Origin of the sequence: Nitrosospira sp. Is2, from assembly GCF_033095785.1 — a bacterium.
Classification (GTDB): Bacteria; Pseudomonadota; Gammaproteobacteria; order Burkholderiales; family Nitrosomonadaceae; genus Nitrosospira.
This window is the reverse complement of the sequence record NZ_CP137134.1, coordinates 302504-326364: the sequence shown is the minus strand read 5'-3', so window position 1 is coordinate 326364 and position 23861 is coordinate 302504. Positions and strand designations below refer to the sequence as shown.

Genomic DNA, 23861 nt, shown 5'->3' with positions numbered 1-23861 from the left:
AAAACGCCGAATGCGGAACTCCGAAAAAAACCAACGTACAGTGTTACCCGCCGTCACCCCCTTTTAACGTCTGAAAGCTGGTTGACCGAAAATATCATACCGGGTGGCATTACCCATTCATCACGCAATAACCGGTATAAACGATGCTGACGAAGAAAACTACCCCGTGGAATATGAGGGTGCTCAAAGGTCTGACTGGTTTCGTGCATTCCAAGCCTTTCCATAACCGCATGTGACCTGAAATTAGGAACCGCGGTGAAGGATACAATCTCCGACAAGCCAAGCAATTTGAAACCAACGTGAAGGGAGGCTTGGGCGGCCTCCGTAGCAAAGCCTTTACCCCAGTATTGAAAGGCAAGGCGCCAGCCAATTTCGACACACGGAGAAAATGGGAATTCGAAAATCGGTACGTGCAATCCGACAAATCCCATGAATTCACTCGTATTCCTTTTTTCGACGGCCCATAACCCCCAGCCATGCGCAGCAATCAGAGATTGGCAGCGCTCAGCCATTGCGTCACTTGCCGCTCGATCAAGTAAAGCGGGAAAGTATTCCATAACCCTCGGATCCGCATTCAGCTCGGCGAATGGCTCACGGTCTTCTGGACGCCATTGACGCAAACAAAGACGTTTAGTTTCAAACTCAATTAGCCCTATCATTGTTTTTGCTACTCTTGTTTATTGCGCGATCTACCTTTCGACGTTAAGCCCGTCAGGCTCATGATATCGTAGATCGCATTGATGGCAAGTACCGACGCAGCACCATTGATGTGGCGTCTGAGGGGTTGGCCCGACTTGGACCATGAGCCGCAGCTTCAAGAGTCCAAACTACACCGGGGATTGGAACGAGTTGTTCACGGTGAGATAATACGGGAATGCCCGAGCTCGGAAAGAGCGAGCTACCATAACAACGGCAAAGGCCGCAATTGACTTAAGCACAGTCCAGTTCCCCGAACCCAAGCCGAGGCGAACCTTGACTATCCACTGTACACTGGACGTGGCAACGAGGGGGATATCGTTATTCCGGAACAGGGTAATACCATCCCGAAGGAGGATTATCCTCTTTTTGATGCACACCTTACTAGTAAACCACGTTAATGACATTCGTTTCGAGCAAGACAAGTAATCGCGTTGACAGCGCTCGTTGCGGGGAACTTACGACAACAGGGGGCCGGCTAGAAGGGTCGGAGATTTATTTGAAGGAATATATGCAAAACCTGAATCTGAAGTTGTTGGCCGTTGTTTTTTTCCTGCTTCCGCTTCCATTTCTTGCTGGTTGCGCGTTGGTGGCAGCAACGGGTGCTGCCGCGGGTACTGGAGTAGCGATAGCGAAGGATCGGCGTACCGCCGGCACCATGGTTCAGGATGAGAGCGTTGAGTTTAAAAGCAACCGAAGAATTAAGGAAAAGTTTGGCCGCAAAGTCCATGTGGAAGTTACAAGCTTTAATCAAGATGTGTTGCTCACCGGCGAAGCGGCATCTGCGACAGTTAAAAATGAGATTGAAGATATTGTCAGAGCAGTGGAGGGAGTGCGTGACGTCACGAATGAGATTACGATCGGCAAACACCGGCCGCTTACGGCGCGCAGCCATGACGCCTTGATTACGTCGAAGGTCAAGGCGAGGTTCGTGAATGAGGGGATATTCCAGGCCAACCACGTCAAAGTCGTGACCGAGGATGGGGTGGTCTACTTGCTGGGGATGGTGGACCGGGAGGAAGCGCAAAACGCAGTGAAGATTGCGAAAGATACAGGTGGCGTGCGCAAGGTTGTCCGAGTGTTCAAGTACCTGGATTGAAAATCGAGAACAGCGGTTGACGGAGAAACAATAGTTGGTAAGGGATAAGCTTTCGATGGTCTGATATCTACGAGTTGGTATTCTCATGAATCCGCTCCTCCATCCAGGCGTGCGCTTCTCGTATACGGAGTATGGCGGTATCGCGGGAAAGAGCCACCATATCTAATCTTTTAAGATCGCATACCAAAAAATACATGGTTTATCATGAATGCTTTAAAAAGAAATAATGTCGTTGTGCGAGGCAAAGGTTCAAGGGCTATGATGTTCGCCCACGGCTTTGGTTGTGATCAGAACATGTGGCGTTTCGTGGCGCCAGCTTTTGAAGAGAGCTATCAAATAATTTTATTCGATCATGTCGGGGCGGGCGGTTCCGACTTGGCAGCCTATTCTCATGAAAAGTACAGCTCTCTTGAAGGATATGCCGAGGATATTATCGAAATAGCCGGGGAACTTCGATTGAAGGATGCCGTGTTCGTAGGACATTCCGTCAGCGCGATGATGGGTATTATGGTGGCGGGCAAAGAGCCGAAGCTATTCAAGAATCTTGTTCTTGTGGGTCCTTCACCATCCTATATCAATGACGACGACTATATCGGGGGGTTCACCAAAGCGCAGATCGAAGAACTTCTAGAATCGCTCGATAGCAATCACATGGGGTGGTCGATGGCAATGGCCCCGGTCATAATGGGCAACCCCGACCGCAAAGAGCTGGGCGACGAATTGACCAACAGCTTCTGCCGTACCGATCCTGAAATCGCCAAGCATTTTGCACGCACGACTTTTTTTTCCGATTGTCGTGATATTCTCGCTGGCGCCCGTATTCCAGCTTTAATTCTACAATGCTCGAATGACGTCATCGCACCGCAGGATGTTGGTGAATACGTCCACCGTCAAATGCCAAATAGCAAGCTTGTTTTGATGGAGGCCACGGGACATTGCCCCAACCTCAGCGCGCCGGAGGAGACCATTGCGGCCATTAAGGCTTTTTTGTGAATGGCGACGCCAGTTGATCCCTCTCCTCGGCCTTCTCTTGAGGAGAATTTCGAAGATTTCTTCGAAAATTCTCTCTGCGGATTTTTAACAACGAACGCTAACGTTGAGATTGTGCGGGGCAATTCCCGCGTTGCCAACTGGCTGGGATATTCAACTGAGGACCTTAAAGGCATTCATTTTTCTGAGTTGCTTACAATCGGCGGAAAGATCTATTGCGAGACGCATTTGTTGCCATTACTGCGGATGCAGGGTTTCTTTGATGAAGTAGCGCTTGAGCTGGCCTGTCAAAGTGGGGAGCGTCTTCCGGTCCTGGTAAACGCGTATGAGCGCCGGGATAAGGATGGCAAGCCGCTATTTATCCGCGTGACCGTTTATAAGGCAACAGACCGCCGCCTCTATGAAGAAAATCTACGCTATGCCCGGCAAGTTGCCGAGATGAAGCTAGCGGACGAGCAGGCAACCTCGGTTTTGCGCGAGCAGTTCATCGCTGTTTTAGGGCATGACCTGCGCAATCCGCTGGGGGCGATAACTGGCGGAGCCGCTATGCTGCTCGCGCGTTCTTCACTGAGTGAACGAGACGCCAGCCTGGTCAGTTTGATGAAAGACAGTGGCACGCGCATGGCTGAGCTTATTGACAATATTATGGACTTCGCGCGCGCTCGTCTGGGTAGCGGTATTTTGCTGAACCGCCAGCCTGTCCTTCTGGAGCCGGTACTTTGCCATGTTGTTTCTGAGCTTCGTACAGCGTGGCCGGAAAGAGTAATTGAAACAGACTTTTGCCTGGTGGAGCCCACCGATTGTGACGCCCCTCGTCTTTCACAGATTCTATCGAATCTGGTGGCAAATGCTCTAACGCATGGTTCGCCAGACGGGCCTGTCCTTGTAAACGCGTTTCTTGAGGGGGACGTATTTGAACTCTCAGTGAGTAATAGCGGAAAACCTATTTCACCCGATGCACTCGAAAGACTGTTTCAGCCTTTCACCCGAGAAGATGTTCGCTCCAGCCAAAATGGTTTGGGGCTCGGGCTCTACATTGCGTCGGAAATCGCACGCGCGCACAAAGGCGAGTTGACCGTGGCATCGACCGAGGAAATAACTTGCTTTACGTTTCGTATGTCTACATCAACATAATTACTTTACCTAATACATCAAGCATGGCGATCCAAAAGAAGCTGAAGCGGCGTTAACTGCTTCCAAGTGTTGGTAAACGCGGACCCGCCCGAAATAATGAAGACACAGCACGCACTCTCCCCGAACTTTGCCCCATCCTCATCCGCTGCAGCTTCGCCATAACTCCCCCTGCGGCGTCTCACGGCACGGGCTGACTTCACAGGTACAAGGGCGAAAGCATCTGAGCATTGCTATGGTTATTGGCTGAAGGAAGTCGTCGGAATGTCTCGCATTGTGGGGACTCCGTGCTTGCTCCTTTCTCTTCATAAATCACAACAAGAAAAGTTAAAAAACCAGCGCTTACGCGACTGAGCCGTTCCTTGGCTGGTTTATTTCCATCTCGGCAACACGAACGTAACCACCTGTGTTAAATCGGTCCTGGGGCGTTTATATCGGCCCTTTATGTCACCGATGGTGCGCAACAAATGCGACGTGAAAAAACGGTGATTGTTGCGCGGTATTTTTCGTACTGGAGGATATGTAATATCTATAACTGGCGCAGGTTTAAGCTCTTAAATTATTCATTTTGGAACTGCTTGTTGCGTTGTTGCTTTCCTAGTAAACGCAACACGCAACAACCTCGCTCTTAGGTTTCAGCCTTCAAGACCGAAAGGGCAAACCCGTATGCTGAGTTTGGATAGGCTCAGGTCAAATCGTATCGATCTCAGCCTTGTCGAACCAAGCCCCGTAGTAATCACTCAGTAAGCGGTGTCCCGTTAAATCTACTGTCATTCCCCTTTTTTCATCTTGCCCGAGAAACTCACTCACATCTATTCGTGTGAGTTCCAATATCCGATATCCGGCCGCCTAAAGGGGTGATGTGAGACCCCGAGCACCATTGGAGAAAGGCTTGATTAAAGCTCACGCCACTTCGCGTGCGGTAGTGGCTTATAGTCCTTCTGAAGGTCTATATCAGGATGTGCCTGCTTAATCGCTTGTATAGCCAAACTGACAGCTTGATCCAGATCAGGAGCGGTAAGGGTGAAAGGGCCAAGATCAGGCTTAGTTGGGTCAACTGATTGGTAGGTGATTTCGAATTCGCGCAAGTTCATCTCCTCTGTTCGTCGCTCATGGATGATCGCATCCAAAGTAAAATATCGATATGCCGAGCAAAACAAAGTGGGAGCAGGTCAGGGGATCAAAATCCCTCCAGCCCTACACTGGAAACTGCTGCTGTTCCTTTCCTTTCATAAATCTTTACAATTAGGCTATTTTTATGGCAAAGAAATCATCTGCAAGTCTCTCTATTGTTCCCCCAGGCCTTGCTACAGTCCTACCGCCTCCGACAACACTGACTGCTCGACAGAAAGAACTGTGGAAGGAAATAACGGCACGTCAAAAACAAGCGCGACCGGAGAAAGCGTCTCAGCGGGAACAGAAGGGGAAGGGAAATAAAAAACCCGCCGAAGCGGGTTTGATAGATCTGCCAGCCCTTCGCGAGGTACTGGTGGCGGAGTTTAAGGCTGTCTCGGCGGAAACCGGTTGTTTTTAATGTCCGCGCAGTATCCGCTATATTCGTTAATAAACGTGGCGCAGAAAAGAGCGATATTCTCAGCGGACATTGGTGTTGAATCTCGTTGCTTGAAAAGGTCCGGTTGGTGTTCAATGATGTGGATCAACATCTTCTCGGCCTCGTTGAACGACTGACTCATAGGAATGCCTCTTAATATGGTTGAGTTGAAGCTCAAATCTTATCACGACTGCGTTGAGCGTTATCGGCTAGGCCCGCTCTTCACTTTATTCAGTACAAGAAGTCCCGGCAACTAGCACGCAAACTCATTTAACCGCTTATGCTGTTTTGTTTCCACCTGGGCAATACTAAGGTAGCCATCCTTCTATTTATATTGATTGTAGGGCTTCTGGCAGGGTCTATCAGAGAGCTGGCAGGGTCTATCAGAGAGGGCACTAGAAATCAGCTCGGGATTAGTAAGGGGAATGTAAACGTTTAGAATTAGTCATGTAGTATGTTTGTGACAAAGGCGACTTGTAATAGTCCTCATCTAGAAATCTTAATAGCGTTTTCAAGTCAGCCTTTATCGTTGGTAAGCATATTTTTTCCACCCCATCTTCTGTGACCGTCTTTAGGGAAATACTAAATTCGATTGCCACTGCTCTAATCTCATGGATCGGCACGCTCTCCAGAATCTCGCTCTGCTGTATCAAGGCGAACTTTCTCCTAACCCAGTGATCGGATACCGCAATTAAATGATCAATATTGTCTACTTTAACGGCGGGTAAAGAGGCGAAATCAGTGATGTCGCTATCGGTAGCTTCTAGGTAATATTCGCTTAGATCGAAAATTTGTCTTACCAAATGAAAGCTTGAAAAGCGGAGCTCCTTTCCCTTGAGCGTAGCCGAAATTTTGCTGTCGATTGTTAGCCCAATACCCTCAATCCGCTTGTAAACTTCTTTTGAATGGAATATTGAGAACCCATTTGTAGAAATTATTTTCCTCTTATCGAAATGCTGAATAAGTACAGTTATCTCGCCTGCCTCATCAGCGTATCCGGAAAAAAGGGCCTTAATAGTGCAAAAAACCTCGGGCATCGGGGAAATTTCGGGGTACCCAAGCGGGTTTCTTATCGCGTCGCTAAGATTATCGATGTCATCATAGTTTTGGATAAGCAGAATCTCGTGGCCGTCGGGTTTGTATTTTCCGTCAAATACAATCTCTTCAACAGGGCCGGTCAAAAAACCTCTTTCCTTAACGCGCAAATATTCTGTTAGCTCATTCTGTATCTCTTCTGTAAGAGAAAATTTTACGATTCGGTGAGCAGGGTTGCTAGTTAGCGCGAACAGGCTGTGTGACATTATTTACCTCGATTAGCATTGAACTGGATATTTTTTTTACGAGCTTAATGCTCTTCGGATCAATGATCTCTTTTTTCGAAATTAGCGTGTACACCATACCGTTCGAGGACTCAACCTTGTAAAACCGATACTTCAAAACACGAAGAAGCGGATGAGCAGGAATAGAGTTGATATACCAAAATAACAAAAAAACGAAAAGAGCCACAAACAGTGTAGTGGTGAGGCTGAAATTTATCCCGTGATTAATAATCGGAATGAAGTAACTGACTACGAATCCAAACAACATAAAATCGTTTGATTCGACTTTCTTTGCAGTAAACGCCATCAACTCGCTGGATTTAACGACAGACATCATAATAACGATAGGAATTGCGGTACCGAATAACCCGGCAAATATCAACTGGATGACCACATCTCTAAAACCGTGCAGATCGTATTGCACGAGCGCGAGCGTCAATAACATCGGGGAAAACGCAGAGATGAAAAGAAGGGTTTTAAGAGAATTGCGCACAGTATCTTCTGTTATTTGTTGTTGTGCTCGACCGGGGCACGCGATTGTAATGCCTGCGGACATAGACGCGATGGGAACATGATCTTGTTTGTCGTACTACCCAAACTCAGCATAACGATTCTCCCCGCCGTGTTTAATAACGGCAACCTTCGATCGATCTGCAGGGCTCATGCCCAGCTTGCCCAGCACCACCTCTAAACGCGTCAGCAAGGCCGTGTTGCCGGTCCAGCTACCCTCTCTCAGCAAAGCAACGTAGTGGCAGCATGCTCGACTATTAGCCTGTCAGCACGGCATAAAACGCCAGCGGCTGAAATCTCGCAATTTCTTCGCCAGCATTCGGAAACCTTCGCCGGCATATGGTCGGGTGGATCCCCAATCTCTCCATTAGACGTCCGCTCGTTTTCTCGCGCTCTGCCGCGGGAAGGATTGCGTTTAAATGCCCCGGTCAGCTCTAAAATGTTGCTCAGTTTACGTGGTCTAGCCATCGTGTTTCCTTTATCTGGTTTTGTGGATATGAAAAAATGGGTAGCCTCACGGTACCCGCTGGTAACGCTGTAGATTTCTACGCCCCCCCTATTCTCATAGTAAAAACCCCCAGCCTTTGGAGCTGAGGGTTTTGTTTACCAGCCACCCGGCGATGAGTACGCCGCTGCTGGCTTTCGGTGTTATCACACGAACCGAGTTACACGGGTTGGATTGTGCCAATCATGTCGCAAGGAAAAGACTCAGCAGGAGTCGAACCGCGCTAGGGGCATTACGACAAAGCCACGGATGAGAAGCGGATGTGATTTGTCAGGCAGGCCTATTGATCCCAATCATCATTGGAATTGGAATTAGATGTTATTCGGGTCATACAGTCCCCATGAATTCGGGTGCGGTGAGGATTTTCTTTTAGAAACCTAGCATGAAACATGGACCATGCTTCGTCCCTTGATGAGGCCTCCACTGCGTAATGAAAGTTACCGTTAGAATTGACTTGGTCATCCGGTAGCTGCTGATCTGGCGTTGCCAGCAATTGATACGTGCTCATGATCTCTCTCCTCTTGTCGCAGCTAGATCATCCATCAGAACTAGTAAAACATCAATTGGAATAGACATGAGCACCGAGCTACCCTCCAACAAGAGCGTCGCACGCAACAACCACCATTTTTATACATCTCATTTGTTGCGCGCCAGCAGGGCGGGTAGAGGATCGATTTAAACGGGCTAGGATCGATTTAATTTGACTGGTGGTTATCACCATATTGCTGAGTTGGAACAAAAACAGCCATGGAACGGCTGAGCGGTGCTTAAGCTCTTCTTTTATTCCTTTTTCCAAGAAAGAGGCAAGCAGGAAATAACCATATCCATCCCCGGGTGTACCTCAGTCCAATATGAAGGATCAGCGCAGCCAGCGACAATCACGCCACGCAAGCGACAGCGTTCGATGTCGGACTCGGGAAGCTTGCCGACAAGGAGGAGTTGGCCGAGTGCGGGAGGATACTTGCGATGAACCTTGCTCACTACAAAATGAAATACGGGGAATTGCCGCTTGGGGACGGAATGTTCATGGCCGATCAGATTGAGCTTAGCGATCAACAGCGGGAGCTAGTCGGTCAGGGTATGGAAACGCTGGTGGGAGTATTGGGAAGCGTTATTCAAGGGCTTGATGAGAAGACTGAGCATTAATTGATATGTGTGGCCGGTTTGAACAATCTCGAACGCGGCGTTATTACGCTGCCGCGTTGGGAGCCGTTACAAGCATGATAGGGATTGGCAAGGCGATCACGTTGGGCGATACAACGTCTTTCCCGGGCTCGCCCCCTGGATGATCATGCTCCACAATGGGGAGCTTCAATTTGTCGGTATGACTTGGGGCTATCGCAGCCCGAATGAAGCTGCGGCGAAGCGGAAGCCATGGATCAATGCACGGATAGAGAAAGCACTCACCGGGCAGTATTTCCGCCATATGTTCAGGGAAGGCCGGATCGTTATACCGGCAGGCGGCTGGTTTGAGTGGACCGTTGAGAACGGCAAGAAGCGACCTTGGTATATCACAAGGAAAGTTGACGAACCGATCTTCATGGCGGGTATAACAAACTACAAACTCTATGCTCAACAAACGGTGGAAACAGGTTTCGTGATCGCGACCGAGGATTCAGGGGCCGGAATGGTCGACATTCACGACCCGGCGACCGGGAGTGCTGGAGCCGGAGGATGCGTTAACCTGGATGAACCCTGACACCCCGGTCGAAGAAGCCGCGCATATCGCGCAGACGAGATCAATCTCAACGGAAGAATTCATCTGGTGGAAGGTGGACCGGGCAGTAAACCTGCCCGATCCCAACAACAACGGCAAGCACTTGCTTGCCCCCATAATCGAGATTAGATAAAACAGACGCCGGGTTATCTATTGTCCTTACTCCTGCCTCCCTTAACGGCAGCCTTCAGCACGTTGAAAACAGATCCGATGTATGACTGTCCATTGCTTTTTCCAGCACTGCACATTGGGTGAGAGGATCACGATTTACAGGCGCGGGTATCATCAGCCTGGCACCCGTTCCACTCCGATGTGGTCGTGCCGGCGATTCCCTTTAATCCCGCTGCCATGCGGTCAGGCCCATACAGCGTTATCCTCACTATCATTAATGCTAGGTGCAATTGCGGCGCAATATAACCTTTGCTTGAAAGCAATCTTCATTTTTTCCATGCACTCAAGCGCTCCCGAGCATTGAGCAGACTTATGCACGTCGTTTCGTGGAAGAAAACGGTAGGTCTAGGTCCACGACCCGAACCTCCATCAAGGCTTCGTCCAATTCCAAGCGAGACAGACGTAGATGGATTTCTGCCAAAATATTCTGTGGTAACATTTCGCACCTTTCCAATTCCTCTAGTATTGATGCCAGAGCACGCCGGTTTTCCGGGTCCCTACGGAGCCAGCGCGCTGCTCCACGGTGTCTCATCCAAAGCTCTGGATAGGCGGCGAGAAGGTGGTATGACCATTCGATTAGACTGGCGGTATGCAAAGAGTTCTCATGACAACTAGCCGAGAAGAAACTCGCCGCATGCATACTCAACTCGCAAAAATATTCGCTTTGCTTCTGTCGCATCTCTTGTCGCAGAACCAGGCGCGTCGTCTCATGAACATTTATTGCGGTCAGGCCGCGAGCCGGGAATAATTCGACAACGTTCAGTTTGTACAATAATAGTAGCCGTTCCGCGGCCTCAGAAGCTGGGATTTGAAGCAGAGCTGCCAATATTTTTTGGTCGCACCAATGCGGGATCGCTACCGCCTTAAGTGTTTCTTTAAGCGATATGCGCTCGACCTCGGGCAGTGCGGGATACGCAAAATCCACGGCTAACAATGCCAGTTGAGCCGGATCTCCCTCAGCAGCCTTCAACATGCCAAGTTGTTCTGCAATTTGCATACTATTTTCTAAGCGGGCCAAAAAGATGAGCAAGGATGCTTGGCTTGTTGCGAGCAAGAGTGCACCCGGTTTCTACGTCGCTCAAAGTTACCTCAGGACGATACCGTCTACTGTATTCAAACCAATCTGCTGATTGCGGCGGTCTCAAGATAAGGGTTGGAAAAGTATTCACTTCCCAAATTGTCCCATGCGGGTCGGGTACGCGTTGACCAACGATCACAATACGCAACCAAGTGGACCGAATGATCGACGGCAATAGCTGTTTTTCTACCCAATCCTGCATTTTGGTACCAGCGGCCTCATATGTGTCGAAGATAAGCAATGTGGGGATAGCTTTTCGCCTAAGGGCATCTAGAATGTGGTTGAGACGTTCGTTCAGGACAAGGGCGGACGAGGGTAGAGGCACGTCAAGATGTTGGACGAAAATACGCACTTCGGCGTCGATGTCAGTTGTACCCTTGAAGTCTAACCTCCCACAGGCAAGACCTGGCAAGGGTTTTAAATGCAGTGCATTGGAGAGCATCTGTTGAGTAATATGGCTCTTACCAGACTCAGAAGATCCACTAACCAATAGGCAACGTTTAGAGGTGTTGCGAAGCAAAAGCTCTCCAAAAGCTTCTCGAACCCCGCTGTGGTTTGCCATGGACCAAGTCAGTGGAACGAGAGTATCTAGCCAGGAAGTCGCTGAAGCCGAACGGTCAGCTTTAGGGTTCAACCCCGGACAAATCAATTGAAGCCTATCAACTACCAATTGAGCTGTTTCATCCGCATGTTTCTTGCGGGCATCAGGAACAATTGTATTAATGAAAATACCCGGTACTTCTCCGTCGCCGACTCGAATCGGTAGAATGTCATATTTACCAGAATCATTGTGTAGTGCCCGGGATCTCATCTGGCGGGCGCGAATCGCCTCATACTCAGCGCCGGGCCATGATTTATTTCCGTAGCTTTCAGAAACACACACGACTACCAATAAAGACTCACTGTAAATATTCTGGAGTTTGAGATCACCGTCGTTCCCAGCAATGTAATGCTCGTACCAGTCATCTAAAAAAACCGCCGATGGGCCGAGTTTAATTTCCACCGCCTCTGCGATCGACTGAACTAAAGCTCGCTGTTCACCCGCAAAGGAGAACGCTACGAGAAATTTTTGATTGTGGGGTAATTGACGGGCCACCATTGCAACTTAGTTTGAGGTATAGATTCCTAGTTAAATATTTTAACCCCAGATACCGTTTATTAGCCGCGTCTAACCGCCATTTTTGTAACTCCCTAGAAAAAACGGTTCTCAATTACGCCGAGACGAGGGCGTGCATCGTTGCTTTTACTAAAGGGCGGCACCGAAGCAGGTAGCCGGGCAAGGTATACGGATAAACGTGGTGGTTTTAACCCTGTCTTCCCCACATGCTCGGGGCTTCTTTAGTTGAGACCTGATAACTTACCATAAAGGTCGGACAATCTAGGGCCCGGCGTTCCGGGGACTCAAGGAAGGAAGCGGTTCTTTCAATACTGATAGATATGAATATGACGACTTCGGTTGACAGTTTTGATAAATTAAAACTGTTTTCAGGAGTCGCCAATGAACCTACAAGCACAAAGAGATATTTCCCACAAACTGAAGGTGTTCGAACATGCAGCTGGCTCTGGCAACGTGGCTTTCACCTGCAGACATTTTGGAATTTCAAGAGAAACCTACTATCAGTGGAAGCGGGCTTATGCAGCGCACGGGGAGAGGGGGTTAATCAATAGCAAGCCGTGCCCGGAGGATCCCAAGTTACGTGCATCTGCGTTTATTGAAGAAAAGATCATTTATCTGCGCCGCAACTATCACTTCGGTCAGGTAAGGATCAGCTGGTATCTGGCTCGTTATCACGATATCAGGATATCTGCTGGCGGGGTGTACAAGGTGTTAAAGCGTCAAGGCCTAAATCGCCTGCCTGACCGCCAGCGCAAAAGATCAATTCCGACAATTCGCTATGAGAAGCAGGTACCGGGACACCATGTGCAGGTCGATGTGAAATTCCTCGATCTTAAAACTCAGGAAGGCCACAAGATTCGGTACTTCCAATATACGGCCATTGATGATGCAACACGCATTCGTGCTTTAAAGATTTATGAGCGGCATACGCAACAGAATGCGATCGACTTCGTGGATTACGTCATCGCCAAGTTCCCTTTCCGGATCAATACTATTCGCACCGATAACGGCCACGAATTTCAGGTCAAGTTCCACTGGCACCTGGAAGACATCGGCATACGCCATTCCTATATCAAACCTCGAACCCCACGACTGAACGGCAAGGTGGAGCGCTCGCATGGAACAGATCAGCGCGAGTTTTACCAGCTACTGACCTATACAGACGATGTTGACTTGCATGCCAAATTAGCTGAATGGGAAGCTTTCTATAACTATCACAGGCCGCATGGTGGGTTAGGTGGAAAAACGCCCTATGAACGTTTGGTCGAAAAAATGCGATAATTTTTTCAGTCAGCCGAGGTTGTGTTCATCACAAATTAGGTAACGCGCTCCTGCGACCTGCCATAACGCCTACTAGCCCCAGACCGGCGACTAGCAACGCGTAGGTTTCAGGTTCGGGCACGGTTGTAACACTGAACTCAGAAATTTTCGCACTGTAACCGAGGGCGAAGTGTTCGGAACAACACAGGTTAAAGCCGAATTCGTCTCCTGCATGCAAACGCTGAGAAAATGAACCTGAGCGCGACCCATCATCTGAATCAGCCAACAGCGTATAAACACCGTTCAGCAAAAATTCAAACGTAAGTCCACCAGCGTATTCAGGACCAACGTTTGTGTTCCAGTTAAAGCTAACGTTACTCTCATCCAGAGCCTTCGTAACAAAAGATGATGACCCTGATTCACCCATTGGCACAGCTTGATGGTACAAAGTGATAGAGGCAGGTGCTTCATCAGTGATGACCCCATCGGCTTTCCAATTACTCACGTCATAAGGACCGCTAAAGTTAGCATTTGCCGCTCCGCCACCTAAACTCAGTGTAATAGCTAAGGTAGCAACCAATGTGTTTGTCGTTCTCATGAATTACTCCCATCTGTAGCGAATTTAGAATAAAGATCGCCCAATCTTTACCATAGACCATAGCCATATCCCTCGCCATTTTCTTGTGACTTCCCTCGTTCTCGTCTGTCCGTATCCTGCAACTTTCTCCCCCGCCTATTAAGTCCAGCCCGCATTTAATAACCACCTATCCTCACTTCTACCTTAGCCCCAGGCACAGCTACATAATAGGGTACCTACGCCCGTATAACTGCATTCAGGATGGGAGATAGAAGACCGTACAACAATTGCTGCAAATTTTAAAGCTTCCGCAAAATCCAGTATCGGCCGAGGGCTATGCCCCGAGAACTTGGATCGCCTCAATCGCTGCTGCCGGGAACAGGGTTTCTATAATACTGCTGCGTTCAATAAGCATCTTGCACTTTCGAGGACGCTTGACCGAGCACTTTTTAGGGAAAGGTTGCCAGGTTTTTCCCTGCATAACTTTCTTACAGGAAGGACAAGAGGCTTCCCAACCGTTCACTACTTTCACAACACGATAATCGCAGTGTGTAAGTAAATTTACGACTAGGTCCACTTGCTTTTCTAAATCAAAAGTATCCCAATGCTCGGGGGTAACTCCACCTCTGACTTGATCGATGAGATGATAGGTTCGAGTAAATTTCGACTCACGGGTCACGCGGTCTTTAAGGGATGTCGTGAAGTATTCAATACGATAGTCGTTGTCGGGGGACTCCAGAACTATTTTGAATTCCAGATTCTCCAGTAGATGGCGGATTGTATGTGCTTGAGGCAAGCTGGTTAGCATAACGGTAATATAAAATAAAACGAGACTGAGCTCAGCTTTCAAGCCCCACGATGTGAAGGAAGTCACCTTCCCTTAAAATGCGGATTTTCTGGCCCTTAGATATCAGTTTTTCAGCTTTCCTATGTTTGCTGCTCTTGTCGTTCCCAGCAAGTTTGTCGATATCCTGGTCGCCTACAACAAGCAGAGTTGTTGTCTTTCTAACGTCCGCTGCAACGGTGCAACCCGCCTCAGCGGCAAGAACTGCAGCTTCCTGTCGGGTTACAATTAGCGCTCCGGTAAACACGATTTCGTGTCCAAATAATGCGCCCTCGAGATTCCCTTCCCTTGCTATCGGTTCATAAGACTCAGGGTTAATAGGCTGCCGTGCTCTTATCATCCACTCCTCAAGGCCCATCCCTGTTGCCCCGAATGCTTGAAGAAGGACTTCCCCAGCAGCTCGAGCATCCTCAAGGGCGTTGTGTGCATTGAAAGCTATCCCTAGCTCCCTGCATACGTTGGTCAGCCCATATCCTCGATGCGACCACTGACCCCACGCTCGTCGTACTACACGGGCGGTATCTAGCCATTGGCACGTGACTTCAGCAAGGTTGTGTCTCGCAATAGCTTGAGACAGAGCCGTGCGGTCAAAAGACGTGTGGCTCACAACAACGCTATTTTCTAATCGATGCAATATTTCGCTAACTACCTGGGGGAACGTTGGCGCACCAATTACATCTTTTTCATCAATCCCGTGGACCGCAACATTAGACCAATCAAAATAACCCAATGGATTGATTAGCGACTCCCAGGTCTCAATAAGCTTTCCATCCTCGAAAGTAGCTATGCCTACCTGACAAATACTTGCAAGGTCAGCATTGGCTGTTTCAAAGTCGATCGCGACGAATCTCTGAGACATGAGCATCTGGTAAAAATAGAAAAATATGAGCTATATCCGATTTGCCCGCGTTCCGCTCTCTCTGATAGCATTTACTCAACTCTAGAACGTGAAGCTCTAGATATTTCTTTCGATCGAGAGGAACTAGCAAAGGACGCCGTATCGTACGCAACCGTAATAGCAGATGCTATTGGACTAAAGTCCAGCATTTCACCTTACGTTTCTAGCTTCAGGGAAGGAGCTGATGGTTCGGCGAAGTATTGGTCTGAATCCTGTCCCGAGGCTTTATTGTTGCAGTTGTGTTGATCCGCCGCGCACGTGAAAATTCTTGTCTCTATGCGGCTCATCGGGTTATGCTTCCACAGGAGTGGGGAAGGGACTAATTCTCTCCATAATCGCTGGCAGTGCCCGTCCTAGTGCCCGCGCCACTCCTCCCCTCATATTTCTCATAGGCTCTCATCAGCTAGGTTTTTTGCTCACTCATCCTGCTATAGTTTCGCCAGACTTCCGCGAAACGTCTCGGACGTTTAGCGGGGGACTCAGGAGCCGGCTTCTGAGGTGCATCTGGCCGTCGCGCGGGTCATCCAGTTACTTATTGTCATTCTTCCCTTCACCCATTCTTAGTTGTTGCTCTATTCGAATAGCATTCGGCAGCTATTTTAATCGGCTAACAACCACTACCTCTTCTGTATATAGATCAAGCAATGCCGTAACACCATCTAAGTTTTAGTCTTTAGGTTCGTCGGTAATTGATTGCGACTTAAAAGCTCCATTATCCGGTCGTTACGTTCCACAATGATCTCAACCGCACGTTCAGCGGCTTTCGGTACCCGACATTGAGTACTCAGATGTCGCCCTGGCATTTTTTGCTGAGGATCCATAGAGCCCAGTTTTACCGCTTTCAAGATTTTATACGCGCGGCGCTGCAGTCTGGTTGCCGAGGACTCGCTTTGAGAACGATAGCGCGCTCCAGTGCAGCGCCTACATCTCGGGTCAGCGCTCAAGTACAGAATTCGACAACGGCTACCGCATTGTCTGCAGACAAAACGGTATTGAGTCGCAGCTCCGACGCGAACTTGCATTACCGCTACCTGATGCACTAATCCATCGAAGGGAACGAACAGGCTGCAGGACTCGGCTTTGGACAAGCTGCTTGCAGCCTGGGCTGCCAATAATCTTGGCATTTGATCGAGATAAGAGCCGCTGCTTCGACGGCCATAATGTCCTGAAAAAATATTACCCGCCATATCCCGTTTTCATGATTTTTTCGCATTAATAAGGCTAAATATCCCCTCGTCGCAGGTTTCATCTATCTTCGGGACCACCAATGACGACTCTAATCTGCTTTTTGTAAAGCTGTTCTTTCAGGACCTCAAGAGACTTCAGAAAATCCGCGTGGTATCCGCTAAAGATCTGACCATTTGGCTCAAGAAGCGTGTCAGGAGCTTGGAGAGCAACCATTTCATGTTGGGTTCGTTCCCAGTCACAATGGAGAAGTTCTTCTGCTGAGAAGACGAACTCGTGGATGGCCCTAAAGAATTCTGTGTCGACGCAAGCCATGGTCTTACGTTTACGATCAGCTGTGGTCGCAAGACGGGCTTTTTTTACGGCTCTTTTCCCTTTAATAAGGGCTAACAAAGCGGTTAGTTTTTTCATTTTCCATATCTCCCAAGTTTCATTTTGAGTGATTTCTGTTTAACTTCTCCACGTTTCTTCCCCACAATATTCCTCCCAAACCTCCCCTCAAACTTCCCTTTAAAGAATTTTAAGTCTTGCTTTTGTGCACCCCGTGCACCTTGTGAACCCTTTTCTGTAAAGTTTCTTATTTTTTAATTTAATAGAGAGACTCTGTTAAAAAAGGTGCACAGGGTGCACAAAGTGCACACTAAGATTTTCTCAATAACGTCAGGCCCAGATATTTGTAACCAACGTTTCCCCTTTTTTTGGCAAAGCCATGCTCAAGCAATTTATCGGCAAATTTTCGGTTGGTTAAAGCGGTAAAGCCGTTCTGTTCGGCCCACTCACATTGGCTTTTAAATGCCGCTTCAGCACCTATCGATTTCCCCGGTCCTTTTTCGCACCGCTCATCAAGCCACCGGTGGAAAACATTCATGTCGGACCTATATTGATCAACAGCCTCAATTATTTCAGGCGGCAGGCTCAATTCGATGCCTTGCCATTCCAGACAGCCTTCTATAGCCCACTGCAGAATCCCGGGAGCTTCAGCTGCGAGTTTGGACGATAACTGTTTGTCCAGTTCTTGCTCGGGAATAGTGACTAAAAAGGGTATCAAGCATATGCGACGCCATATCGCCCGATCATCTCCTCGAATGATGGGCTTGTGGTTTGCCGCCAGCCAAATCTTGAACGCCGGCTTGTATTCAAAATACTCCCCAAAGAGGAAGCGGGCCGCTATTTGATCGCCTCCTGTTAGCTGCTTGACCAACGCTTCAGATAATCGGCATCCGTCCTCAATTTCTATTGCAGAGACCATTCGTGCTCCCCGTAAACGTGCGATGTCGTTGCTGGCGCGCTCCCCTTTGCTCTGCATCAACATTTCCGCCTGGGCTTGCATTGCATAGCTGCCAAACACGACACGGAGCGTTTCCAAAAACACGCTTTTCCCATTACAGCCGCCGCCGTAAATAAAAAACATGAGCTGCTCAATGGTCGTACCGGTCAGGCTATAACCGACAGCCCGCTGAACCAATTTAATGACGGCTTGATTGCCAGAAAAAGACCTGTCAATGAATTTCTTCCAATTTGGGCATGTAGCGCCGGGTACATAGGGGGCGCCAGTTATCTTCGTGATGTAATCTAGCGGAGTTGCCTCACACAGCTTTCCGGTTTTCAGGTCGACAACTCCGGATGGAGTACCGAGCAGCATGCCGTTTTGATCAAGTGCCGACATCGGTACCGACATGTTGAGTTCGGATTTTGCGAGCTCAATCATTGCTTTTAGCCTTGGTTGGGAAAGGGAAGAGCCTGCCCATTTACCGATGTTTCTAGCTTTATCCGCGTCCCGCTCCTTTCTCGCTTCCTCGTAGATGGATGCAGCAGTGGCTGTGGCGAACCGCTCAATAGCCCCATCTTCGTTAATTTCCCAGTATTGTCCGTTGCGAATCATCCATTTCCTGATATGGGGGAGCCATCGTATGTCGTGCCCAAACTGCGTTACCAATCGAGCAGCGTTTCCTGAATCGTTAAGCGTATTGCCTCTTTCGAGACCGATGGTGTTCTGATCTGCCACCCCTGGTGCTTTAGCAGATTTAAGCATCGATTCGACAGCTTTAAGACTGCCTGTTTCTTTGTGAAAATCGTTGATATCGTAGTTGGCCGGCCAACCAGAAGGCACCTCAACAAATACTCCGCCCACGGCAAGCGCGATTTTTGCGGCCTCGGTTTGGCCGTTTCCGTCTGGAACAATGATGAGCCGAAGATTAGGGTATCTAGCGTGTATTGCTTTGGCGACCCCTGCCATTCGCCCTTTCCCAAAGCAAACAACTGCAAGTGCACCGGTAGCTTGATGCACGGTCCAGGCCTGCCCGATGCCCTCAACGATATACGCTGTACCGCCTTCCCGCAGTTCCCCGCCTATAACAAGGCAAGCTTCTGCTGGCAGCTTAGTTCCGAGCGGATAGACCTTTTTTCCTTCGAGAGGGATAAATTGTGCTCCTACCACGTTACGGTCAAGATCGCTTAGGAGCAGCACGAGTGCGCCGTTGCAGTCATAGCCGTGGATTGTTTTAGTCCCCTTATAAACAAACAACCCAGGCAACCCTTTCTTCTTCTCGATGTAGGGTTGTGCCGCGCTTGCTGGTTCGCAATTCTCAACAACCTCGGCAAGGATTTCAGAACTACTGGGAATTGGGCGTGTAAAACGAGGTTTTTTAGGAGTACGCGGATGAGGCGAGGAGCGGCGGTTTCCTACCACCGTATAGTCGTACTGCTGGGCCATGTGAATCAAGGTAGCACGTGTTATTCCCCCCTCTGGCGTAATGTTACGGAATGTCTTCTCAACATCCGGCCGGCCTTTGTAATTGCTACCAGTTGAGCTCCAGGCGTCGATATCGTCTATCGAAAGACCTGCAGCTATAGCGCCACACCCGGCCTTAAACCACTCCGGGTAGGGTAAATCAGAGGGGATAGCCATCAGTGCATTGATGGCCCGGCCGATATCTGTCCGGGACATTAGACTTTCTTACCCTGGCGTTTCAGAAGTTCCTTGCTGTCGCCGGGCCAACGTAGCCGTCCATTAGGAAGCTTTATGGGACGCAGGCCGTAGTAACTTCCAAAGCGTGAAACACGGGCGTGGATACTTTGGGACTTGACTTCTAGGCCTTTGGCCAACTCCTCTGTGCTCTGATCATCGCATGAAGTACTCGTGAAGGCACCGAGGAGGGCAGTGGTGCTTTTTTCATCCATCCCTATCCGCTCAAGTGCGCAGCGGAAGGCTTTGATAGTTGCGTCGTCCATGCTAATACACTCCATCAATGCTGTTTACACAGCGATGGGTGTATTAGATATTACCGCTCGTTTTTAACGCCCCTGGAGGAAATACCGCGGTATTACCTTCGAGCATTTCTGCGGTTCTTCGCGCAGTGAGCGGTATTTAATACCGCTAGTTGTGAGTTAATCCGATGCAGTGAGCGGTATTTAGAGAATCGTGTTAATCATACGAAGATGGGGCGGGCGTTTTGCTATACCACTCATCAATATATTTAGGAAAGTTGTCGATTAGGAACGCTTCCAGGTCGTCCTGGCGGACTTTCCAGGTTTTATTGGTAGCTTTTTTTAAAAGGCAAAGAGCGAGGCGAGCAGGATTCCACGTTGCAGATTTTCCACGAGAGCCAGGGGTGATGCGGGCTTCCCTCAGCCAAAGGGCGCCATCTTCCATTGCGTTACGGAGATTACAATAGGGTGAAGGCCATTGGTCAGGTTTCATTTCACTCGTTGTCAAAGGGACGAGTGCCTTCTCTTGTTTTTGGGAGCTAGCTAGCCTTTTTTGATCTTTCTCGGATATTTCAGGCTCCCCTGAAGCCGGAACCGGGACGAACTTAACAAATAACTGATCCAAGTCACATGTTTTTACATAAAGATCCTTCTCGGTCACCCGCCAGCCTCTCTGCTCCCAATTCCATCCTTTTATCCGATTGGCAAGCGATGTCAGACCTACATCTGCCCAATATTGTGAACTGACAGCCTGCTTATTGAGGATCAACCTTATTTCGCCTTTAATGGATAGCCGGTCAACGTGGGTCACTCGTGGATTTTCTCTTGAGGCAAAAATTCTTCCTGCCCAAACTGGTTCTACTAACACATACTCAGCAACAGCGAGACACTCAACTATCGACGTGTTTTTCATAGCATTTGTTATTGCTGAATCAGGCTGGGTTGGCTTGCTATCGGCGTGCTCCTTGTTCAGCTGCTCCATTTCCTCACGGCTAATATTGATCCAGCCCCGCATTGCAGCCTGAAGTGGCGGCCACGGTGGTCCAGATATTTTTCGGACGCTAGTCCCTACGGGTTTGTTACTGTCGCAGGGAAGCACGGGGCTTTCTACTCTTTCTATGAAATAGACCGGTTCCCGCACTAAGGCGAACAGCTCAATGTTGCCTTGGTGTGCGTGTTGCAACATCCAATCCAGTGTGACGTGATCACCGCATTTCTCGCGAATCAGCGAGACCGCCGTGTCGATTGCCAAATGAGTAGGAAGCATTACAGGCCTTGAGCGTGGCTAGCTGAACAGCCGTCCTGGTTCTAAGAACCGAGCACGGGAAAAGAAGCTTCGAAAATTAGACAGCCCTAACAAGATTTATGCGATGCGTAACGTCTGTCGTTTCAGGAAAACCTGCTTCTTTAACAATCCATGCCTCTATTCGGCTGTGCCATACTCGCAATAGATCTAGCGGGCGTCGCCGATAGTGCTTTTCGGCAATGGCGCTAGGAGCGTGGCCCATGATTTGGGCGATCACTCCCGCCGGGCATTCGATCCATTCTGCTAGGGTGCCGAATGAGCGGCGCAGACCATGTAACGAGAGATGGGGCAGGCCTGCGGAATTCAGTGCACGGTTATGGGCAATGCGGGGTTCTTGAATTCGGCCAGATTTGGCCGAAGGGCTTGAAAAAACCCATTCGCTACGGCGGGGAAGGCTCATCAGCAAGTTGGAAACAAAGGGCGTTAAAGGAATTATACGCTCGCCCTCTACCTTGTCACGTATAGCAATTGAATTCCATTTAAAGTCTACTTGCTCCCACTTAAGAGACGCTAATTCTTCACGGCGGGCTCCTGTGAGCAATAATGCTTGCAGATAGGCAGCTTGTACAGGGTTACCTAGTTCCCGAACCGCTTTAAACCAGAGCGCTAGCTGTTCGCGCTGCAGGCAGTCTCCATCCTTCGGTTTCACGCTCCTTACATTATTTCTAGTAACTCTTGCGCCCACAGCGTTAACATCAACTGCCGCCTTGAATTCATTTTCCTCTGCTGCCCATCGTACGAAAGCGCGCAACAAACGATAGGCTAGGGCAGCGTAAGTAGGACGTTGGGTGTTCTCTTTTTGCATCCATGCCGATACAACCTCTGGTGTAACAGCGGAAAGCTTGAGGGTCATCAGGGCGGCGAGAGGGCCTGCTTGTTTCGATCCCTGTCCTCGCGCACGCTCGCTTCCGCAGAGGCGAGATATGTTTTGGTGGTCGAGCAGGTGCCGCGCACTCCAGCTGGGCTTGCGACAGTTGATATAGGTTGCCCAGGCTTCAGCAACAGTTACATCCAAATGCTGCTGCTTTTTTCGTACAACGTTCGCTTCACGAAGGCTATTGGCTTTCGCCAGACGGGGATCTATTCCCTGATCAATGAGTGATTGAAGCCGTCTGGCTTCCTTTCGGGCGCTACCAATGTCCCATACATCGACACTGCCTATTGTCATCCGTATATCTGTACCAATGAATGGACTTTGAAAGATATACGCCTTGGCACCACCTGTCACACGTACCGCGAGCATTTTTGTTTCTGTATCCCATAGAAAGGCTTGTTTGGTGCCAGCCGGGAGCGCGAAGCCGGAAATTCTGTTTGGTGTAAGTTTCTCTCTGGCCACGTTGCCGATTCCTGTGTAAGTAATGGTGTAAGTAAACTTGTACCATATCAATACATCAGAATCAATAGTTCAGGAGCTGGGAAGAGGGAAGAAGGGGCGTGAATAAAGGGTTTGGCGGGGCTTCATCAATATTAATTTAGGTCCTTCAATCTAAAACTTTTCGGACTGTTAATCCGCAGGTCCCAGGTTCGAGCCCTGGTCGGGGAGCCAATACCAGTAAGCGTTTCGGCGATTTCACGAAACGAATTCTGCTCCGCAAAATGAAGTTTGCTCCGCAATTATTTTTATTCGATGTAATTCCACCAAATTAAGTCCTCCAACCTGGGGGCGGGATAATAAATGACTGATCCCTTTGAGCCATTGCTCGCTCGCCTTCCCCAAGTCGATAACGGAGGAGGACGAGCTGATTGGGTACGACTTCCAGAAAGAACTGAAAAGTATCTTTTCGACTACGCGCTTCAAGCCAATCGCACCCGCGTCAAGCGAGACGAGTGCCGGGAGTGGGCGTTAGGATGGCAGGCGCAGCGGGAGGCAGGGGAAAGAATGCAAAATGAAACAGGGGGACATTAGTCGTCCCTATTGTTGTTGCCATCAGTAGGTAAATTGATCTTGCCATCTTCCATATAATCGACAAGCTGCTTCAAGCGGCGATGATGAGCCAGCAGCATGCTCGCGGTGATATCCCAACTGCCGGTGGACTTATTAAGTGCCTCCAGACTTTCAAAGCCTAAGAGCTTAGCGTGATTATTGCAAAGCTTCTTCAGCTCTACACTTTCCTGATTGCTTAGCTTGAGGAACTCCAGCTGGTTCTTTTTGCGTTCGGATTTGATACGGGACAATGTTCGAACTAACGTTGCGTATGATTTGGCTGCTACAACCAATGCTGCTGAAAGTGCCGTTACAGACTTCGCGACCTCCAGGGCAACATCCAGATTCAGTGCTAGGTCGATCCAACCAGGTGAACCATAAATAATGCCTGCGACTCTCGGCCTGTCGCGCCATTCGATCTGGTTGCGTAGGATCGTATAAAGGTTTACGTAGCTATATCCACCTCTCCAAGGGTAACTGCGAAGCGCGGACTCAATGCGATCACTGCTGATTGGGCGGACCTCAGCATGAAAGCAATAGATAAAGGAGTAGCATTGCTGAAATGCATGCGGAACGTGATATAGGTCTTCGAGGTCCCATCGACGATTCATAAGAATGCGGTAGCTGTCCGGATGCTCGAACCATCCTTTTTCGTTTTCGTTCAGCATTGTTGAATATGAGCATGAGTCAAGGCGGGGGATGGTACTCTATTAGGTTAGAAGATACCAAATTGGCCTCTTCCTTCTACCGCCTGTATTGCTTCCATCTGACTCCT

The 23861-nt window shown here is 49.1% G+C and carries 24 protein-coding genes; 10 read left to right on the top strand and 14 right to left on the bottom strand.

Annotated features, from left to right (window positions below; all coding sequences use genetic code 11):
• Positions 1 to 53 precede the first annotated feature (53 nt).
• Complete coding sequence (locus R5L00_RS01435; RefSeq protein WP_317652983.1) at positions 54 to 659, bottom strand: GNAT family N-acetyltransferase; 606 nt, start codon at positions 657 to 659, stop codon at positions 54 to 56.
• Between the two features lie 142 nt (positions 660 to 801).
• Here R5L00_RS01435 and R5L00_RS15750 point away from each other — a divergent pair, with 142 nt between their 5' ends.
• The 5 genes from R5L00_RS15750 (at position 802) to R5L00_RS01415 (ending at position 5353) form a co-directional block, all read left to right on the top strand.
• Positions 802 to 867 carry a DUF4113 domain-containing protein gene (locus tag R5L00_RS15750; protein WP_411555627.1) on the top strand — a complete coding sequence of 22 codons (66 nt, stop codon included), beginning with the start codon at positions 802 to 804 and terminating at the stop codon, positions 865 to 867.
• A 340-nt stretch (positions 868 to 1207) separates the two neighbouring features.
• A complete protein-coding gene (locus tag R5L00_RS01430; RefSeq protein ID WP_317652982.1) occupies positions 1208 to 1795 on the top strand; it encodes a BON domain-containing protein in 588 nt (195 codons plus the stop codon).
• A 204-nt stretch (positions 1796 to 1999) separates the two neighbouring features.
• Complete coding sequence (locus tag R5L00_RS01425; RefSeq protein WP_317652981.1) at positions 2000 to 2788, top strand: alpha/beta hydrolase; 789 nt, start codon at positions 2000 to 2002, stop codon at positions 2786 to 2788.
• Positions 2789 to 3919 carry a PAS domain-containing sensor histidine kinase gene (locus R5L00_RS01420; protein WP_317652979.1) on the top strand — a complete coding sequence of 377 codons (1131 nt, stop codon included), beginning with the start codon at positions 2789 to 2791 and terminating at the stop codon, positions 3917 to 3919.
• 1065 nt (positions 3920 to 4984) lie between these two features.
• Complete coding sequence (locus tag R5L00_RS01415; RefSeq protein WP_317652977.1) at positions 4985 to 5353, top strand: hypothetical protein; 369 nt, start codon at positions 4985 to 4987, stop codon at positions 5351 to 5353.
• A gap of 528 nt (positions 5354 to 5881) precedes the next feature.
• Here R5L00_RS01415 and R5L00_RS01410 read toward each other — a convergent pair.
• Together R5L00_RS01410 and R5L00_RS01405 are read right to left on the bottom strand one after the other, a co-directional pair.
• Complete coding sequence (locus tag R5L00_RS01410; RefSeq protein WP_317652976.1) at positions 5882 to 6769, bottom strand: Kiwa anti-phage protein KwaB-like domain-containing protein; 888 nt, start codon at positions 6767 to 6769, stop codon at positions 5882 to 5884.
• Positions 6741 to 7280 (bottom strand): hypothetical protein, encoded by a 540-nt coding sequence (locus tag R5L00_RS01405; RefSeq protein ID WP_317652975.1) that lies wholly within the window; start codon positions 7278 to 7280, stop codon positions 6741 to 6743. Before R5L00_RS01405 ends, R5L00_RS01410 begins: the two co-directional genes overlap by 29 nt.
• A 1488-nt stretch (positions 7281 to 8768) precedes the next feature.
• Between R5L00_RS01405 and R5L00_RS01400 the strand changes: the two genes are divergently transcribed.
• The 3 genes from R5L00_RS01400 (at position 8769) to R5L00_RS01390 (ending at position 9652) form a co-directional block, all read left to right on the top strand.
• Positions 8769 to 8948 (top strand): hypothetical protein, encoded by a 180-nt coding sequence (locus tag R5L00_RS01400; protein ID WP_317652974.1) that lies wholly within the window; start codon positions 8769 to 8771, stop codon positions 8946 to 8948.
• Between the two features lie 145 nt (positions 8949 to 9093).
• Positions 9094 to 9501 carry an SOS response-associated peptidase family protein gene (locus R5L00_RS01395; protein ID WP_411555575.1) on the top strand — a complete coding sequence of 136 codons (408 nt, stop codon included), beginning with the start codon at positions 9094 to 9096 and terminating at the stop codon, positions 9499 to 9501.
• Positions 9491 to 9652, top strand: a complete 162-nt coding sequence (locus R5L00_RS01390) for a hypothetical protein (RefSeq protein WP_317652973.1) — start codon at positions 9491 to 9493, stop codon at positions 9650 to 9652. The genes R5L00_RS01395 and R5L00_RS01390 overlap by 11 nt, the downstream gene beginning before the upstream one ends.
• 348 nt (positions 9653 to 10000) lie before the next feature.
• Here the strand turns inward: R5L00_RS01390 and R5L00_RS01385 are convergent, their stop codons facing one another.
• Together R5L00_RS01385 and R5L00_RS01380 are read right to left on the bottom strand one after the other, a co-directional pair.
• Positions 10001 to 10687, bottom strand: coding sequence for a hypothetical protein (locus R5L00_RS01385; protein ID WP_317652972.1), 687 nt, complete (start codon positions 10685 to 10687; stop codon positions 10001 to 10003).
• 1 nt (position 10688) lies between these two features.
• Positions 10689 to 11867, bottom strand: coding sequence for a TIR domain-containing protein (locus tag R5L00_RS01380; protein WP_317652971.1), 1179 nt, complete (start codon positions 11865 to 11867; stop codon positions 10689 to 10691).
• A gap of 399 nt (positions 11868 to 12266) precedes the next feature.
• Between R5L00_RS01380 and R5L00_RS01375 the strand changes: the two genes are divergently transcribed.
• Entirely contained in the window at positions 12267 to 13166 is a 900-nt protein-coding gene (locus tag R5L00_RS01375; protein WP_317652970.1) for an IS481 family transposase, read from the top strand.
• A 28-nt stretch (positions 13167 to 13194) separates the two neighbouring features.
• On the opposite strand, the gene R5L00_RS01370 is transcribed toward R5L00_RS01375, so the two are convergent.
• From R5L00_RS01370 to R5L00_RS01335, 8 genes are all read right to left on the bottom strand, one after another.
• Positions 13195 to 13743 carry a PEP-CTERM sorting domain-containing protein gene (locus tag R5L00_RS01370; protein ID WP_317652969.1) on the bottom strand — a complete coding sequence of 183 codons (549 nt, stop codon included), beginning with the start codon at positions 13741 to 13743 and terminating at the stop codon, positions 13195 to 13197.
• A 313-nt stretch (positions 13744 to 14056) separates the two neighbouring features.
• On the bottom strand, positions 14057 to 14572 hold the full coding sequence (locus R5L00_RS01365; protein WP_317652968.1) for a hypothetical protein: 516 nt from the start codon (positions 14570 to 14572) through the stop codon (positions 14057 to 14059).
• The gene (locus tag R5L00_RS01360) at positions 14562 to 15425 is read right to left on the bottom strand and encodes an exonuclease domain-containing protein (RefSeq protein WP_317652967.1); all 864 of its coding nucleotides are present in this window, start codon (positions 15423 to 15425) and stop codon (positions 14562 to 14564) included. Before R5L00_RS01360 ends, R5L00_RS01365 begins: the two co-directional genes overlap by 11 nt.
• Positions 15426 to 16709: 1284 nt before the next feature.
• Positions 16710 to 17060, bottom strand: coding sequence for a hypothetical protein (locus R5L00_RS01355; protein ID WP_317652966.1), 351 nt, complete (start codon positions 17058 to 17060; stop codon positions 16710 to 16712).
• Positions 17061 to 17289: 229 nt separating this feature from the next.
• Complete coding sequence (locus tag R5L00_RS01350) at positions 17290 to 19596, bottom strand: phage/plasmid primase, P4 family (RefSeq protein WP_317652965.1); 2307 nt, start codon at positions 19594 to 19596, stop codon at positions 17290 to 17292.
• A complete protein-coding gene (locus R5L00_RS01345; protein WP_317652964.1) occupies positions 19596 to 19880 on the bottom strand; it encodes a hypothetical protein in 285 nt (94 codons plus the stop codon). The genes R5L00_RS01350 and R5L00_RS01345 overlap by 1 nt, the downstream gene beginning before the upstream one ends.
• A 193-nt stretch (positions 19881 to 20073) precedes the next feature.
• Complete coding sequence (locus R5L00_RS01340) at positions 20074 to 21123, bottom strand: hypothetical protein (RefSeq protein WP_317652963.1); 1050 nt, start codon at positions 21121 to 21123, stop codon at positions 20074 to 20076.
• A gap of 76 nt (positions 21124 to 21199) precedes the next feature.
• Complete coding sequence (locus R5L00_RS01335) at positions 21200 to 22549, bottom strand: integrase family protein (protein WP_317652962.1); 1350 nt, start codon at positions 22547 to 22549, stop codon at positions 21200 to 21202.
• Between the two features lie 288 nt (positions 22550 to 22837).
• Here R5L00_RS01335 and R5L00_RS01330 point away from each other — a divergent pair, with 288 nt between their 5' ends.
• Positions 22838 to 23068 carry a hypothetical protein gene (locus R5L00_RS01330; protein ID WP_317652961.1) on the top strand — a complete coding sequence of 77 codons (231 nt, stop codon included), beginning with the start codon at positions 22838 to 22840 and terminating at the stop codon, positions 23066 to 23068.
• Here R5L00_RS01330 and R5L00_RS01325 read toward each other — a convergent pair.
• A complete protein-coding gene (locus R5L00_RS01325) occupies positions 23065 to 23754 on the bottom strand; it encodes a hypothetical protein (RefSeq protein WP_317652960.1) in 690 nt (229 codons plus the stop codon). The genes R5L00_RS01330 and R5L00_RS01325 overlap by 4 nt on opposite strands.
• Between the last annotated feature and the right edge of the window lie 107 nt (positions 23755 to 23861).